Here is a 16,157-nt window from a genome sequence, read left to right as displayed (position 1 = left end):
AAAGTCTTGCGAACAGGACGGACGGAAAGGTCAGGATGCGCTCAAACGCTCGATGAGCCGGCGCATAAACACCGTCCCTGCACGCACCTGCTCCAGCGTAATGAATTCGTCCGGCTGGTGCGCCTGGTCGATGGAGCCAGGCCCGCAAATGACGACGGAAAAGCCCGCTTCCTGAAACTGCCCCGCTTCGGCGGCATAGGCGACGACTTCCGTGCTGTTATGGCCCGTAATCGCCTTGGCGAGATCGGCGGCGGGATTGTGGTCTGTCGGGCCCAGGCTGGGCGCATTGCTCATCTGTTCGATTTCAATGCGGCAGCCCGGCGCCTTGGCCCGCATTTCCGCCTCTATGCCGCGGGCATAATCGGTGAACTCACCGATAATGTCTTCGCGACTGTCGCCGGGAACGACGCGCATATCCCACTGGAATTCAGCTTCGCCCGCCATGATATTCAACTGCGTGCCGCCATGCGCCACATTCACGGTCATCGTCGAATAGGGCGGATTGAAGGGCGAGGCCTTGTCAGCATGCGCGGCGCGGCGTTCGCGCATATCGGAAATTTTGGTGATCAGCTTCGCCGCCGCCTCTACCGCGGAGACGCCGCGATCTGTCTGGCTCGAATGGGTGGTGTAGCCCGTCACTTTCACCTTGAACGAGCCCATGCCCTTATGGCCGTCGATCACCTTCATATTGGTCGGTTCGCCGACGATGACGGCGGACGGCGTCGGCGCCTTCTCCGCGATCTCGGCGATCATCCTCGGCGCGCCGAACAAGCCAATCTCCTCATCATAGGAGAGCGCGAAGATGACTGGACGCTTCAGCCCTGCTTTGAGCATTTCAGGCACAAGGGAGAGGCCGATGGCGGAAAAGCTCTTCATATCGGCGACCCCGCGCCCATAAAGCTTGCCGTCCCGCTCGGTTACGGTCCACGGATCGCTCGACCAGTTCTGGCCGTCTATCGGCACAACATCCGTATGGCCGGAGAGGACGACGCCACCCTCGACCTTTGGGCCGACCACCGCATAGAGGTTGGCCTTCGTGCCGTCATCATTGGGAACCCGAAAGGACTCGACGCCAAGTCCGTCGAGATAGGCTTCGACGTCTTCGATCAATGCGAGGTTCGACTTCGACGAGGTGGTGTCGAAAGCAACGAGACGGGAAATCCAGGAAAGCTGTTCTGCAATATCACTCATGCGCGCAAACTGCGCGAAAAGCATGCCTCCACGCAAGCGCAATGAGCGCTCGGCGTCAGTCTTTCTTGCTGGAATCTAAGGAAAATTCGGGTTTTAACCTCGCCCGAAAGAGGCGGCGTGGATGCCCCGACAACAAGGCCGGGGCATCAACAATGCGCCAGACCGGCTTAAGCTGCCTTCTTGCGGCGGACCGTCTTGCGTTTGGCGGTCGTTTTTTTCGCGGCTTTTTTGGCCGTCTTTTTCGCTGCCGGCTTTTTCTTGACCGTCAGTTTTACTTTTTTCGCCGTCTTGCGCTTGGCTGGAGCTTTCTTCGCTACCTTACGCTTGGCTGGCGCTTTTTTCTTTGCAGCTTTCTTGGCTGTCTTTTTTGCGGTCGTTTTCTTCTTGGTGGTTTTAGCTTTCGCCTTCACCGTGCGTTTTTTCGCTGCAGGTTTCGCAGCTTTCTTCACAGCTTTTCTCATCGGAGGACATCCCCTTAAACACTGACCATTCGTCAGCAAGATTCCCCCTTATCTTGATGCGAGTAAACGAACAATAAAAAAAATGCAGTTCGCATCAGGGCCATCACGGCGCTGATCCTCCTACGGAAGGTCTATTTCGCGGACTCAAAACCCCCGCTTGCGAACAAGCGGGGGCGTGAATGCAGATCGGCAATGGGGCGTAGTTCTATTTCACCGCGATGAGTTCAACCTCGAAAATCAGCGCCTCATTCGGTCCGATAGACCCGCCCGGACCGCCGCGCTCTCCATATGCGAGAGCAGGCGGAATGAAGAAGCGAAACTTGTCGCCCTCGCTCATCAACTGCACGCCCTCGGTCCAACCGGCGATGACGCCATTGAGCGGAAACTCGATCGGTTCGCCGCGCGCATAGGAGCTGTCGAATTCCGTCCCATTGGTCAGCGTGCCCTGATAATGAACCCGGACCGTATCGCTTGCTGCGGGGCTTTTGCCGTCGTCAGAACCTTCGGTGAGGATCTGATATTGCAAGCCGGAAGGCGTGGTTTTAACCCCGTCTTTCTTGGCGTTTTCGGCAAGAAAGGCTTTCGCCAGCTCAAGGTTGCGTTGCGGGCTTTGCACCTTGATCAACTCCACATCAAAGATCAGCGCTTCATTCGGACCGAAGGGCGCGCCGGGGCCGACACGGTCGCCATAAGCGAGCTCAGGCGGAATGAAAAAGCGATATTGATCGCCTTCGCTCATCATCTGCAGGCCCTCGGCGAGACCCGGGACATCGAGCGCCACTTCATTGACGCGGACCTGCGCTGCAGCGCCCATAGCGCGGGAGGAATTGAACTCGACACCGTCGCTGGTCGCCATCGCAAATTCGAACACCACCAGATCCGTAGAGGTGGGGGTCAGGCCGCCCGGCGCGCCCTCTTTGATCGGCAGGCACTGAAGGCCGGACTCAGAAACCTGAACGCCTTCGACGCTCTTGTTCTCCTCAAGAAATTTTTTCGCGGCGGCGAGATTTTCCGCCGCCTGTTTCTCAAAATCCGCAGTTAGTTCGGCGCTGGTTTTTGCCTCATCAGGCAATTCAGCAGCGATTTCGGCGGGCGATGTCTCCGCCGCCGCTTCCGGGGCGTCTTCTTTTTGGGCACACGCGGCAAGCGCCAGTGAGGCCGCCCCCATCATCAAAACAGTAATCCGCACGCTGTTGCTCCTTTTTCGACGCGTGATTGATCTCGGCGGCGACCCTACCCCATTGCGCCTGCGGGATAAAACAAGCGAGCGCGCGGAATCGCCGCCGCTGCGTTAAAATCGGGTAACACTGGCGTTTTAAGCGATCAGCCTCAGATGCACATAAGACGCATAGATCGCGGCCCAGATGAGTGCGAGACCGAGCGGCGCGATACGTTTGAACCCAAGGCGCGCGGCGAGCGTCACACCAAACGCCGTGAGGGTGATAGCAAGCGAAAACCGCGCGAGCCGCGCCAAAAAGCCGACAATGATGAAAGCGAGCGGGTTAACGCCGGTCACGCCCGCTTCCACCGCATAGATCTTGAATGGCGCGCCGGAGATGGCGCCGAGCGTCAATTCCAGCGGCCATATGCAGGCCATTTCACTTTGCACCCGCAACAGCAAATCTTCACCGATCAATGGGACGGAAAGCAGAAAAACCCGCGCGGCCTCAGGGTCATGCGCACCCCATACCCACATAACGGCGCCGCCAAGCGCCGCCGCGCCAGCCGCGGTGAGCGCGAAACGAAAAGCGCGCGCAAAACCGAAGACCAGCACCGCCGCCGTCAGCAGGAGGTCGGGCACCACAAAGAAAAATGTCGCTTCCGCAAATCCCCACAGGATCGCGCCAGTGACCCAGAGCCGGGGGCCACTCATTCCCATGGCTGGAAATTTCCCTGCTCGGCGAGATCCGTCATCCGCGCTTCCAGCTCGGTCATGAAACCCTGCGCATCGCCTGTCCAACTCATCGGCGCACTGGCGGCTACAGTGCAATTGAACGGCACCAGAAAGAAACTCCCCTTGGGCAGCGCCTTGCCAAGACCATGCATGAAGACGGGGCAGACCGGGACGTCGGGCCGCGACTTGGCGAGATAAGCGACGCCGCGCTTGAAGGCGGCGCGCTGTTCCGGCTCGCCACGAGAGCCTTCCGGAAACAGAATAAGAATCTCATCGCGATCAAGGGCCGCTTCGAGATCGGCGAGCGGGTTCCTTTTCACCGCGCCCCGCGCCAGCGGGATGATGTTGATGATGGTCGAGGCGAACCAGGAGAGCCATTTATTGGCGAGGAAATAATCCGCCGCCGCCGCAGGCCGTAGCAGATGCAGGTCCTTTAGCGGGAATAGCGCCATCAAGGTCAGCGTATCCAAGTGAGAATTGTGATTGGCCACCAGCACTGCCGGACCTTTCACCGGCAGGTTTTCGCGCCCCCGCACATTCATGCCGAGGATGATCAGCAGGACCGGGCGCACCAGCGCGAGGAAAAACACATATTGCAGCGCGCGCTTCATCAGACCCGCCCGCTGAAGACGAAGAAATGCATGGCGTGGTAAAACACCGGCGCGGCATAGGTGAGACTGTCGACCCGGTCGAGAATGCCGCCATGGCCGGGGATGAGCCCGCCGGAATCCTTCACGCCCAGATCGCGTTTAAAGGCGGAAATGGTGATGTCGCCGAGAAAACCCGCAATGGCGATGATGGCGCCGGCGATGGCGGCGTAATACCAGGCCATAGGAGTCAGAAAGGGCCCGGCGAGCCCGGCCGCGACAATGGTTGACGCCAGCCCGCCGAGAAAGCCTTCCCAAGTTTTTTCGGGCTCACCCGAGGCACGATCTTATGCTTGCCGAACAGCTTGCCCCAGGTGAATTGCGCCACATCATTGAACTGGGTCAACGCCACAAGAAACAAGAGCAACCCCGCGCCGCCCGCCGGACCGGCAATGCTCTGATCCGTTGATAGCAACATCGCTGTATGACTGAGTGAAAAGACGGTGATCATCAGCCCCCAGCTCAATGTCCCCACCGCGCGCAGGAACCCTTCGGTCTTGCCGATCAGCGTCATCACCATAGGCAGGAAAAGAAACGTCCATACCGGGATGAAGGTCAGGAAATGTCCGTATTCATTCCGGTGCGCGAAATAGAACTGCACCGGGATGGTCCAGTAGGCGAACAGCAGGATCAGCCGGTCGACCCGGCGCGTCGGGATCAGCGACAGATATTCCTTGAAGGCGAGGAACGTCATGAAAGCGAGAAACACCGTCGAGACGACGCGATTGGTCACGATCGCCACGGCGAAGATGGTGATCATGAACCACCATGACGTCACGCGCCGGGAAAGCTCCACGGTCCCCTCGCCGGGAGAGGTTCGTTTCAACACCGCAACGACGATGCTGGCGACGGCCAGCAGGGCGTAAATGACCGCTATGGCGTAGAAGACATTCTCAGGAAGCGCGTCAGGAATTTGCATCGCTTGCCTCCCTTAAAGCGGCGCGCGCCCGATTGACGATGGTTGCGAGGCCGAGCGCGCAAGCAAAGGCGATCAGCACGGTTGACCATCGCCCGGGATCGAAAAACACCATCAGCATGGCGAGCGCGCCAACAAAGAACGCGCGGTCGGATTTGCCGAGAGGTCCGTCATAGCGCCGCGACGCGCCGATCTGGACGCCGATGACGCCGGTCATTTCCGCGATCACGCCGAATAGCACAGCAATGACAACCAGCGGCGCCGGCAGGCCGGGAATGAACGCGAAAGGCAGATATAGCGCCGCATCGGAAATCACATCCGTCAGTTCGTTGAGGATGGCGCCCAGCTTCGACGCCTGCCCAAATTCCCGCGCCAGCATGCCGTCCACCGCATTCATCGCCATGCGAATGAACAGCACGATCGGCAAGAGAATGAGCACCCACTTCGCGCCGGGAGCTGTCAGATGCGCCGCGCCATGAGCGAGCGACAGTCCGCAGGCGATCGCGGTCACCTGATTGGCGGTGACGCCTGCCGCCGCTAGCCTGGCGCAGAACGGCCTGAGCAGCGCCTGAAATTTGGGCTTGAGGTCATAGATTGTGGGCACGGAGCGCTCGCCTTTTTCAAAGCGAAACTAAAGGGATTCCTTCCTAAGAGGCGATTAATTCAATCCGTACTCGCTCACATTCCGTAATTCCGCCGCACTGATCAGGTGCTTGCCTGCGACGCGGACCGAGTGAAGCGGCCCCTCAAGTTCGGCTGTCCAGAAGGTGAGGAATTTCGACAGCACCGGGTATTTCGGGGCGATGTCGTAATCCTGCCAGACATAGGACTGTAGGAGGCCCGGATGGTCAGGAAGATGGTAAAGAATTTCTGCTGTAGCGAGGCGATAGCCCGCAAGCTGTTTCTTGAAGGAGATATCTGCGCCCATGGCGTGCCCCTTTCACTTGGATAACATTGCAACAGCGCCATAGTCGGCCTTGGAAATTACAGTTTTACAAGCTTGACAGGCCCGTCTGAATCAAAAATTTTTACGTATTTTCAATATGTTAGCAGCCAGATCCCGGCAGTGCTGACAGGCCCGGCCAAATAATCGACCCCATGCGCATTTTTTATCTTTACATGACCCGCCGCGGTTCTTATTTGGCGCTTTCGTCATTCCCATGGGACCTCTCCGCAAGAATGGCGCTTTGGTTGTAGCTGCCGTTGCGAGGTTCCATGAGATGGAAAGACACAAATCTGCGCTTGCGCTGGTCCTAGCGGACCGTCCGGACCTTCCTGTCCATTGCATTCGGCCTGATGCGGCGAGTAAAGCCGCCGACTGGTTCGTGCGCCGTTTTCCCGGCGACGTTCTGTATGCGGTGAAAGCCAACCCACATCCGGCTGTGCTCGACGCGGTTTACGCCGCCGGCGTGCGCTGGTTCGATGTCGCCTCCCTGCCGGAAATCGAACTGGTTGCGAAGCGGTTTGACGATGTCACGCTGGCTTACATGCATCCGGTGAAGGCCCGTTCTGCGATCCGTCGCGCCTATTTCGATTATGGCGTGCGGATTTTCGTGCTCGATTCCCGCGAAGAACTAACCAAGATCGTCGAAGAAACCGGCGGCGCAAAAGACCTGCATCTGATCGTGCGTCTCGCCGTGTGCTCCGACTACGCCCAACACAAGCTCGGCGGCAAATTCGGCGCAACCGGCATGGAAGCCGTGTCGCTTTTGCGCGAGACCCGCGCGATTGCGGCGGAGCTTGGCGTTTCTTTCCATGTAGGCTCGCAATGCATGCGCCCGGAAGCCTGGCGCGTCGCCATGGAAGCGGTCAGCGAAATCATACGCGACGCCACCGTGACGATCGACATTGTCGATGTGGGCGGCGGCTTTCCGGTCGCCTATCCGGGCCTCACCCCGCCGCCGCTGGAAGACTATATGACGGAGATCGAGGCGGCGTTTGAAAAGATGCCGGTGCTCGAAAACGCTGATCTATGGTGCGAACCCGGCCGCGCGCTTTGCGCCGAGGCAGGCAGCCATGTGGTCCGCGTGGAGCTTCGCAAAGGCGATGCGCTGTACCTCAATGACGGTTCTTATGGGGCGCTGTTCGACGCGGCCCATGACGGGCTGGTCTATCCGGTCAAGCTGTTGCGCGAAAAGGGCGGTCCGCGCCGGCCCTTGCGGCCGTTCAAATTTTACGGCCCGACCTGCGATTCCATCGACGCGATGGAAGGCCCGTTCCTGTTGCCCGCCGATATCAGCGAAGGCGATTATATCGAAGTCGGCATGACCGGCGCCTATGGCGCCGCGCTGGCGACAAAATTCAACGGCTTTGGCGAATATGTCGAAGCCATCGCGGAGGACGCGCCGATGATGAGCGTCTTCACCGAGACGAGCTCCGTCGTCAAAATGCCGAAACCAGTCGCGGTTGTCGGCGAGTTTTAAGATTTCAGCCTTGCCGCTGGATATTGCAGCGCTCATCGGTTAGATGAGCGCTGCACATAACGGCCCTCCGCGCGTCGCCACGACCAGACGCGGTCCGGATCCGGATTCTTCAATCCCGGTTACCAGAAAGGACCGACTTCATGACCCAACCACAAGACAACCGTAAAGCCGAATTGCTCGCCACGCCGGTCGAACATATCGACATCACCAAATTCGACGCGCGCCCGATCATCGACGCCTGGGGCAAGATGAGCTTCACCAGCCGCGATTCCGCGCGCGCTGCACAGATCCTCAACATGGCGTTGGAAGACGAGAAATGCTCGACCTGGCTGATCATGGCTGGCTCGACCGGCGCTGGCGGCTGCCTGCATGTCTGGCGCGACATGGTTGAGTACAATATGGCCGATGCGATCGTCGCCACCGGCGCCTGCATCATCGATATGGATTTCCTCGAAGCCCTCGGCTTCAAGCACTATCAGGCCAATGAAATCCCTGACGACAACACGCTGCGTTCGCTTTATATCGACCGCATTTACGACACCTATATCGACGAAGAAGAACTGCAGAATGTGGATCACACGATCTATGCAATCTGCGAACAACTGGAGCCGCGCCCCTACACCTCGCGCGAATTCATATATGAAATCGGCAAATGGCTCGCCGCCGGCAACGCCAAGAAAAAGACTCGCTGATCCAGCGCGCCTACGAAAAAAATGTGCCGATTTTCGTGCCGGCCTTTTCCGACTGCTCTGCAGGGTTCGGCATCGTCAAGCATCAGGTCGAGCGCCGCAAGGCCGGCAAACCATTCGTCACTATCGACTCTGCGGGCGACTTCCGCGAACTCACCGAGATCAAGCTCGCAGCCGGCACAACGGCTCTGTTTATGATCGGCGGCGGCGTGCCGAAGAACTTCGCGCAGGACACCGTCGTTTGCGCCGAAATTCTCGGCCATGACGACGTTCAAGTGCATAAATACGCCGTGCAGATCACCGTCGCCGATGTGCGTGACGGCGCCTGCTCGTCCTCCACACTGCAGGAAGCGGCAAGCTGGGGCAAAGTCTCCACGGTGCACGAACAGATGGTCTTCGCCGAAGCGACATCCGTTGCGCCCTTGATTGTCTCCGACGCCTGGCATCGCGGCGGCTGGAAAAAGCGCCAGCCCCGCGAATGGTCGAAACTTTTTGGCGGTTAGGCCACGAACCCTAAAATTCGTTCATGATTGTTACCAAAATGACGCCGGCGCACGGAAATGCGCCGGCGTTTTTGGTTTTACACGCATACTTATGGTTGCAATTAACCTGATGTTTTCCGCGCATTGTGAAAATCAGGTTTCCCGCGCGACTTGCGCATTTATTTAGATATAGGTCTTGGAATGGCGTTGACGTCGCGGCGACTTGGCAAAGCGATGAGCGAACATGCGCGCAAGCGCATTCCGAATTTGCGCGCCTATCCCGCAATCGAAACCTGGATGAATCCGCTCACGCGCGGCGTCGCCCGCCACTTCGCCCATCAGGACTGGGCGAAAGCGCAGGAGGAACTCGATTTCACTTACCGCATGAGCGATGTGGATATCGCCGGGGTCAACTGCGTTCAATATGAAACAGAAAAGACCCGAACCAGCGACCGGCTTATTTTGTATATTCATGGCGGCGGCGGGGTCAGCGGCTCGCCGCGCGTCAACGCGTCGATGATTTTGCCGGTTTGTCAGCTAACCGGCATTGAGGCGTTGGGAGCGGACTACACGCTAGTGCCGGAAGCGCGGTTTCCTGTACAGATCGAAGAGATCGACCGGGTCTACAAAACCCTGCTTGCTGAACAACCGGAAAAGCGCGTTGTGCTGTTTTCAGACTCCATGGGCTGCGCATTCGCCCTTGCTGCAGCACTGAAATGGCGTGACGAAGGCGCAAAACTTCCTGAAGGCATGGTGTTTGTATCGCCGGCCCTTGATGGCGACGGCGCATCGGACACACACACGACGCTGGACGGTCACGATCCATTGATCCGGTCTTATGGCGGCCGCAATGCGCGCCGGCTTTTCGCGTATTACGCCCCGGGAGAAAAACTAAAAGACCCGCGCGTGTCGCCGATTTACGGCGACTTTCGAGGCTTGCCGCCTATCCTTGTGCATGTCGCCAGCCGGGAAGTCCTGCTCGGCGACGCCGCGCGATTCGCGGAAGGCGCGCGCCGCGCCGGCGTCAACTCAACCTTGCGACTGTTTGACGGCCTTTATCACTTGTTTCATATGAATTGGGGTCTGCCAGAATCGAAAGCCGCGCATAGTGATATCGCAGACTTTATTCTGGGGCTTTAACGCCGGGCCGCCGCATCGCTGTGATCCGGTATAATCCGCAACCGGCGACATAGAATATTTCAATCTCGAAAATCCGGTTCAACGCCAACACGATCCAATAATTGTTGGGGTCCAGAAACGCCGTATACAGATTGTAAAGAGCCAGAAACGCATGCAGAAAAACCAGCGGCGCCGGGAACCACTGACGCTGCGACATCCGATAAAGCGCCAGTGCGGTGGCTGCATCCACTGATGCATAGGAGACCGCAAGCACCACGCCATCGGCAACCATCCATAACTGTAGCGTATAGGCCCAATTGAGCGACACAAGTCGCGAAGCCGCCGCGATTTGCGGCGACCTCGCTTGAAATCCGATAAAAAGCATGACGCCGATAAGACCGGCGTAAAGACTGATAGTTATCCAATCCCCAGAATTAATTTCACACTCTCGTCGACATCGTGCTTGGGCCGTCCGCCGCCAGCGGCTTCAAGCAGATGCGCGCCAACTTCCATCGCCTTTAGGCCCAGCGCGTCATGCGCTTGTCCGGTGACGGCTGCGAGATTGACCAGCGCTGATTGTATCTGCGCATAGGCTTCCGCCCCCTGGGTTGCATGAAACTTGCCATCCACGCCCTTAGCGATCACCGCCCCCGCGGCAAGAGTCGCTGCGAGGCCCGTAATTTGCTTCTCAAAACGCAACAACGCTAACTGTTCTTTTCGGAGATCCTTCATTTCTTATCCTCGTAAGTAAAAAATGTGGTACTCAGACAACTGCACAACCTTAGCGCGAATAAAGGTGAAATCCAGACAAAAATACAACCTATGAGAGATTTCTGACTTGAGCACGGATGAGGATAATTACGCCGCCCGCATCGGCCGCACGATGTGGCGGGTTGCGAAAAGGCGGGCCGAAGAGGTCAAGCGCTATGGAGCGGGGCTGGAACGCGCCAGCCTCAGCTATGCTGAAGCGCGCGGTCCTGAAAATACAGATCAGCCGCCATTTCCGCCCCTCGATCCAGCGCAGACGCCGCAGGAACGGTCCCTGACTCTTTCAGAATTTCTTCGAGAACTGGCCGCAGAGCTTGGGCGAGACGAGCCGGACCCTGACGGGTCGTTAGACGGCTGAGCGCCGCATAGGTGCTGGCCGCAGCCTCCGCCGCAATGTCCAGCAACGCCGCCGCCGCCGGCGGCGCATGCGCCGGACGCAGATGATTAATCACCACCGCCATGGCGAGTTTCAACCGGGCCGCATCCAATTGCGCTTCGTCATTTGCGACGGGCAGGGCGATAATCTCAGCGCCGCCCTTTACCCCGCCATAAAGCATGGCGAGGGTGACCGCGCCGCCGGTCGCTTCAACAATCCTTCGCGCAAGGAGCGGTTTGGGCGCCTGGGCGCCGGAAATGATCCGATACAGCGTTTGACGCGAGACGCCGACCCGCTGGGCGAAATCCTGCACGCGTTCGTCAACGTCGTGGAGATATCGTTTTAGCGGGTGCATAAGCGGCAAACCGTGTCTCGCAACCCTTGCGGGAAGAAAAGCATTGTCACGAGACTCGCAACAATCAGTTAAGAATTGCTGCGGCGCAGAAGACTCCCTATGAGACGCCCTGCCCTGCTGCTAACCGATAGAAAAGTTTCCCGCATTCATCATGAGCACCCTTCTGTTAACCCTTTCGGGACTGAACCTGTCGATTGGCGGCGAGCCACTGTTCGAAAATGCGTCACTCAATGTTTGTGAGCGCGCGCGTATCGCACTGGTGGGCCGTAACGGCTCCGGCAAATCGACCCTGATGAAAATCGCGGCCGGACTGGTTGAGGCTGATAGCGGCGAACGCTTTCTCCATCCCGGCGCCACTGTGCGCTATTTGCAGCAAGAGCCAGATGCATCCGGTTTCGCCACGATCGGCGACTACGCCAATGCGGGCCTTGATGAAACCGGCAAGACCCATGAGGTGGAAATGCTGCTGGCGGAGTTGGGTCTTGATCCGTCGCTGCCGCCCGCCAATCTTTCCGGCGGCGAATTGCGGCGCGCAGCGATTGCGCAGGCGCTCGCGGCCGCCCCGGATATTCTTCTTCTCGACGAGCCGACCAACCATCTCGACCTGCCCGCCATTGCCTGGCTTGAGGAAAAGCTGCGCGCCCTGCCCTCCGCCATCATGTTGATCAGCCATGACCGGCGTTTTCTCGAAGCGGTCACCAACGACACGGTTTGGATCGATCGCGGCGCCACGCGCGCGACGGGACAAGGTTTCAAAACGTTCGAGGCCTGGCGCGACAAATTTCTGGAGGAAGAAGAGGCCGCCCTGCACAAGCTCGGGCGCAAGATCGCGGCGGAAGAACACTGGATGCGCTACGGGGTTACGGCCCGGCGCAAACGCAATATGCGCCGGGTGGGCGAACTCAAGGATATGCGCAAGGATTTGCGCGAAGCGCGCCGGGTTGAGGGCGGCCCCGCCTTTACCTTGCAGGCGGGCGCGAAATCCGGCAAACGCGCCATCGTCGCCGAACATATCTCCAAATCCTTCAGTGAACGGAAGATCATCGACGATTTTTCCATTGAAATCGCCCGCGGCGACCGCATCGGCCTTGTCGGCCCGAATGGCGCGGGCAAAACCACGCTGGTCAACATGCTGACCGGCATTCTTGCACCCGACGACGGCAAGGTGACGCTCGGGACCAATCTGGAAATCGTCTCCCTCGACCAGCGCCGGGCCCGGCTGGAACCCCATATGCGCGTCGCCGACGCGATCAATGACGGCACTGGTGACTGGGTGACCATCAATGGCGAAAAGCGCCATGTGGCGACCTATCTTAAAGACTTCCTGTTCGGGCCGGAACAATGGCGCCAACCCGTCAACGCGCTTTCCGGCGGGGAAAGAGGCCGACTTGCGCTCGCCGCAGCGCTGGCCCGTCCGTCAAACCTGTTGCTGCTCGACGAGCCGACCAACGACCTCGATCTTGAAACGCTGGAGATGCTCGAAGAACAGCTCTCCGCCTATCAGGGCACTTTGCTGCTGATCAGCCATGACCGGGCGTTTCTCGACAATCTCGTTTCCAGCGTCGTCACTACCGATCCGGAAAAGCCGGGCCGCTGGATTCGTTATGCGGGCGGTTATGACGATATGGTTGCGCAGCGCGGATCCCCGCCCGGTCTTGAAGGCGCCGCGCCGAAACAAAAAGCAAAGACATCCGCCCCCGCCGGGAAATCGAAACCGGCGGCAAAGGCCAAACTATCCTACAAAGAACAATTCGCGCTTGAAAAACTGCCGGGCGAGATCGACGCCTTGCAAAAAGACATCGCGGCGCTGAAAGCAAAACTGGAAGACCCGAACCTGTTCGCGCGCGACGCGGCGTTGTTCGACAAGACGGCAAAAGCGCTCTCGGCGGCGGAAGAAACCCTCGCGACTAAAGAAGAAGAGTGGCTGACGCTGGAGATGAAGCGGGAAGAAATCGAAGGCTGACCGCGTCTGTTAGCGCGGCCCGATCAAGTCCCATTTATTGCCGTACTGGTCGCGAAACACGACAACACGGCCATAGGCTTCATCTCTTGGCGATTCGAGAAACTCAACGCCGGCGTTTTTCAGACGCTGATAGTCGCCGTCGAAATCATCCGTATGCAGAAACAGGAAGACGCGCCCGCCGGTTTGGTTGCCGATAGCACCGACCTGCTTTTCGTCCGCCGCCTTTGCCAGCAATAAATCAGCGCCGCCCTCACCCGGCGACACGACCACCCAGCGCTTTTGAGCAGAAAGCCTTACATCTTCCTTCAGTGTAAAGCCCAGCACGCCGCAATAATAGGCGATCGCCTCCTCATAATCGCGAACCACCAATGTCAGTTGCGCAAGCCGCATCGTGTCCCCTAGGCGAATATCGCGACGGACTGACGGCCCGCAATGACCAGATCGCCATCACGATTCCACACCAGCATATCCTGACTGGAATAGCCGTCGCTCGCATGCTCGGCGCGCGATTCGAGCAGCCACCAGCCATCGCGCGTTTGCGGCGCGTCACACAACATATTCACCATCCATGTCATGGAGCTGATCGGTGCGAATTCTGTGAACATCGGCATCAGCGCCGGCGGCGGCATATCGGCGAGCGCCAGCAGCGCGACAATGCCGCTCGCGCTTTCATCGCGATGACGCACCCAAATGAAGTGATCATGGTCTTTCGATCCAGTGCCGGGCCGTCCGCCTTTGGCGAGGCGGGAATCAAAGTGGCGGGAGAAAGGCGGACCGAACCCTTCCGGAATAAACGGATCGCATTCCTCCGGCGCGGGCATGTGGGGCGTCGGCGTGAAGGTGCGATTCCAGACCGACTCGCGCGCGCCGCCAAATGCAAAAGCGCAGCGCGTTGCAATGCCTTTCTCGCCGGAGACATCCGCCTCGACAAAAGTTACGGATTTGCCCTGACGCAAGAGCTTGGCGCGTCCCTCAATCGGACCGCCAGCCGGACCAATGAAAGACACCAGCGCCGAGCGCAATGGCGGCGCATCGGGAAAAGCGCGCCGCGCGGTTTCGAGACACAATGCTGCTGACAACCCGCCATAGGTCGTGCGCCCCTGCATCCATTCATCGGGGATGGTTTGCGACAGCGTTCCATCGCGGTAATCCGCATTCGCCATCAAATCGGTGAAAGACATGCTCATCGGCTCGTCATGGCCGAGATCATCACCAGGACGCAAGCGCCAGCGACAGCAATCGGAGCCTGCGATTCGCCCCGGCGTAATCCCAATCCACCGCTCAAAGGATTAACGCGGCGGGGTTTTTCCTTTACCATAAGCTTTCGTGGGAAAATCCGCCGTTTTCAGCGGATTTCAGAGGGGATGGACGCCAATGAGCGCTATTGGCAAGGGATTTGGGGGCAAGGCGTCCGACATGCTGAGCGCGATGCGCGCCAGCGCTGACAGCGCCCTGCGGCGGCTATCCGGGGCGCCGCAAAAACAAGACGCGCCCGCCCGACAACACTTTACGCCGCTCGATCCGAACTCACGCCTTTTTGCCCGGGGACAATGCGGCGGAGGAGCGTGAGACTTCTGTTCCGCTGGCCACCCTGCTGGAAGACTCCGCCCATGCCATGGTCCGCCGCAATGATGAGTTGCGCGGTCTCGCATATGGCCTCGCCGCCCGGATTGAAGACCGCCGCAATGGCGAGATCACCATGGCCGCGCAGGCGGTGCGCGTGGTGATCGGGCTCGGCTGGCTCGGCGTGGCGATCTGGCTTTACAACGCGGTCCTGACCGCCCGCGCCGATGGGCTGATGACAATTCCCGGCGGCGCGCCGCTCGCTGACGCCTCCGTGTTGATGCAGACATTTCTGATTGTCGCCGGCGCCGGGCTTGGCGTCGCCTTTGGCGTTGCGGCGCTCGCCCGGGCGCTAGGCAATGCGGACAATGCCAGAGTCTGCCGCGAGGCGGAGAAGCTGGGCGGCGCCTTCGCCGACGCGGCGGGCGAATTCGATAAAACGCTGTCCGCCCTGCGCGGCGCCATGGACCGGCGCGGTCATCCGGCCGATGCGGTGAACGATCTTTCCCGGGCGCATCTGACCGCGCTTGAAGCCCATGCTTTCTTTCGTGAAATCAGCTTCCTGACCGGTGCGGAAGACGCGCAGGCGCTGCGCCAGTTCCGCGGTTTCCTCGGGCGCGCGGGCGGCGGCGGGGCCGGCGGCGACCTGCTGGCGACCGTTATCGCATTCCTCACCGGCGGCGCGCTGGGCGGGCTTGGCGTCTACATCGCCGCCGTGCCGCGCCCGGAAGTGATCGAGGCCGCGCCGCAGGCGGCGCTCGCCATCATGCAATATCCATGGGCGGCGCAAATGCTGATTTTCGGCGGCGCGCTCTATGCCTGTATCGGCGCATTCCTGTCGATCTTCACCGGGCCGCTGACCGAAGGCGTGGCGGCGAAAGCCCGCGCCGATGCGTTGACCGCGCTGCGCAGCGGATTCGCCGCCGAGAGCGCCTTGCATCCCGCCGACATCACCCGGCGCATCAAGGATGCGGTCGACGTCTTCCGCGCGCGGATCGGCGGCGGCGGAGCCGTCGGGGGCGGGCGCAATCAGCGCGCAGAAACGAGATCACGCAGGCTCATTTTCCACCGAAGAAGAGATTCCCGAATGGCGCCGGCGCGATTCGTCGGTGAAATTCGTCGATGCAGGCTTCTCTGCGGCGCCGACAAGCTGGCGCACGGATGCTTTTGCGAAAAAATTTGACGCCTCCAAGGGCCGGGATACGGGGTCGAAACGAGGCGGCGAAGACCTCAAAAACCGCTCTGGCGATTAACCCTTTAGGCGCACTCAGAGCGCCGCGTTAAGACCTCCTTAACCAAAAACTTTTGCC

The 16,157-nt window shown here is 59.5% G+C and carries 15 protein-coding genes and 4 pseudogenes; 5 read left to right on the top strand and 14 right to left on the bottom strand.

Annotated elements, in window-relative coordinates:
- Positions 1-30 precede the first annotated feature (30 nt).
- The 9 genes and pseudogenes from argE to AC0L8G_RS05395 all read right to left on the bottom strand — a co-directional run bounded on the left by argE (position 31) and on the right by AC0L8G_RS05395 (position 6,037).
- Positions 31-1,215, bottom strand: a complete 1,185-nt coding sequence (argE, locus tag AC0L8G_RS05435) for an acetylornithine deacetylase (protein WP_473387451.1) — start codon at positions 1,213-1,215, stop codon at positions 31-33.
- A gap of 143 nt (positions 1,216-1,358) precedes the next feature.
- Complete coding sequence (locus tag AC0L8G_RS05430; RefSeq protein ID WP_473387449.1) at positions 1,359-1,652, bottom strand: hypothetical protein; 294 nt, start codon at positions 1,650-1,652, stop codon at positions 1,359-1,361.
- 205 nt (positions 1,653-1,857) lie between these two features.
- A pseudogene (locus tag AC0L8G_RS05425) lies at positions 1,858-2,229 on the bottom strand (FKBP-type peptidyl-prolyl cis-trans isomerase); the annotation flags it as partial.
- 102 nt (positions 2,230-2,331) lie between these two features.
- Positions 2,332-2,820 (bottom strand): annotated as a pseudogene (locus AC0L8G_RS05420) (FKBP-type peptidyl-prolyl cis-trans isomerase); the annotation flags it as partial.
- 147 nt (positions 2,821-2,967) lie between these two features.
- Positions 2,968-3,531: a hypothetical protein gene (locus AC0L8G_RS05415; protein ID WP_473387447.1), complete on the bottom strand. Its 564-nt coding sequence runs from the start codon at positions 3,529-3,531 to the stop codon at positions 2,968-2,970.
- Complete coding sequence (locus AC0L8G_RS05410; protein WP_473387446.1) at positions 3,522-4,157, bottom strand: lysophospholipid acyltransferase family protein; 636 nt, start codon at positions 4,155-4,157, stop codon at positions 3,522-3,524. Before AC0L8G_RS05410 ends, AC0L8G_RS05415 begins: the two co-directional genes overlap by 10 nt.
- A pseudogene (locus AC0L8G_RS05405) lies at positions 4,157-4,953 on the bottom strand (phosphatidate cytidylyltransferase). The gene AC0L8G_RS05410 and the pseudogene AC0L8G_RS05405 overlap by 1 nt, the downstream one beginning before the upstream one ends.
- Positions 4,954-5,098: 145 nt before the next feature.
- A complete protein-coding gene (locus AC0L8G_RS05400; protein ID WP_473387444.1) occupies positions 5,099-5,713 on the bottom strand; it encodes a CDP-alcohol phosphatidyltransferase family protein in 615 nt (204 codons plus the stop codon).
- A 54-nt stretch (positions 5,714-5,767) separates the two neighbouring features.
- Positions 5,768-6,037: an usg protein gene (locus AC0L8G_RS05395; protein WP_473387442.1), complete on the bottom strand. Its 270-nt coding sequence runs from the start codon at positions 6,035-6,037 to the stop codon at positions 5,768-5,770.
- Between the two features lie 292 nt (positions 6,038-6,329).
- Here AC0L8G_RS05395 and AC0L8G_RS05390 point away from each other — a divergent pair, with 292 nt between their 5' ends.
- From AC0L8G_RS05390 to AC0L8G_RS05380, 3 genes and pseudogenes are all read left to right on the top strand, one after another.
- On the top strand, positions 6,330-7,532 hold the full coding sequence (locus tag AC0L8G_RS05390) for a type III PLP-dependent enzyme (RefSeq protein ID WP_473387441.1): 1,203 nt from the start codon (positions 6,330-6,332) through the stop codon (positions 7,530-7,532).
- A gap of 140 nt (positions 7,533-7,672) precedes the next feature.
- A pseudogene (locus tag AC0L8G_RS05385) lies at positions 7,673-8,724 on the top strand (1,9-bis(guanidino)-5-aza-nonane synthase).
- A gap of 180 nt (positions 8,725-8,904) precedes the next feature.
- Complete coding sequence (locus AC0L8G_RS05380; RefSeq protein ID WP_473387439.1) at positions 8,905-9,843, top strand: alpha/beta hydrolase fold domain-containing protein; 939 nt, start codon at positions 8,905-8,907, stop codon at positions 9,841-9,843.
- Here the strand turns inward: AC0L8G_RS05380 and AC0L8G_RS05375 are convergent.
- From AC0L8G_RS05375 to AC0L8G_RS05365, 3 genes are all read right to left on the bottom strand, one after another.
- Entirely contained in the window at positions 9,827-10,150 is a 324-nt protein-coding gene (locus AC0L8G_RS05375; RefSeq protein ID WP_473387437.1) for a hypothetical protein, read from the bottom strand. The genes AC0L8G_RS05380 and AC0L8G_RS05375 overlap by 17 nt on opposite strands.
- A gap of 89 nt (positions 10,151-10,239) precedes the next feature.
- Positions 10,240-10,554, bottom strand: a complete 315-nt coding sequence (locus AC0L8G_RS05370) for a hypothetical protein (RefSeq protein ID WP_473387436.1) — start codon at positions 10,552-10,554, stop codon at positions 10,240-10,242.
- Between the two features lie 221 nt (positions 10,555-10,775).
- Positions 10,776-11,321 (bottom strand): helix-turn-helix domain-containing protein, encoded by a 546-nt coding sequence (locus AC0L8G_RS05365; RefSeq protein ID WP_473387434.1) that lies wholly within the window; start codon positions 11,319-11,321, stop codon positions 10,776-10,778.
- Between the two features lie 151 nt (positions 11,322-11,472).
- On the opposite strand from AC0L8G_RS05365, the gene AC0L8G_RS05360 reads away from it, so the two are divergent.
- The gene (locus AC0L8G_RS05360; RefSeq protein ID WP_473387433.1) at positions 11,473-13,284 is read left to right on the top strand and encodes an ABC-F family ATP-binding cassette domain-containing protein; all 1,812 of its coding nucleotides are present in this window, start codon (positions 11,473-11,475) and stop codon (positions 13,282-13,284) included.
- Between the two features lie 9 nt (positions 13,285-13,293).
- Here the strand turns inward: AC0L8G_RS05360 and AC0L8G_RS05355 are convergent, their stop codons facing one another.
- Together AC0L8G_RS05355 and AC0L8G_RS05350 are read right to left on the bottom strand one after the other, a co-directional pair.
- Positions 13,294-13,674, bottom strand: coding sequence for a VOC family protein (locus AC0L8G_RS05355; RefSeq protein WP_473387431.1), 381 nt, complete (start codon positions 13,672-13,674; stop codon positions 13,294-13,296).
- Positions 13,675-13,682: 8 nt separating this feature from the next.
- Positions 13,683-14,465: an acyl-CoA thioesterase gene (locus AC0L8G_RS05350; RefSeq protein WP_473387429.1), complete on the bottom strand. Its 783-nt coding sequence runs from the start codon at positions 14,463-14,465 to the stop codon at positions 13,683-13,685.
- Between the two features lie 356 nt (positions 14,466-14,821).
- On the opposite strand from AC0L8G_RS05350, the gene AC0L8G_RS05345 reads away from it, so the two are divergent.
- Positions 14,822-16,030: a hypothetical protein gene (locus AC0L8G_RS05345; RefSeq protein WP_473387427.1), complete on the top strand. Its 1,209-nt coding sequence runs from the start codon at positions 14,822-14,824 to the stop codon at positions 16,028-16,030.
- Positions 16,031-16,157: the final 127 nt, after the last annotated feature.

It is taken from the genome of Hyphococcus sp. D3-15 (assembly GCF_055809375.1).
The sequence above is the reverse complement of the archived record's forward strand: the minus strand, read 5'-3'. Positions and strand labels throughout refer to the sequence as shown.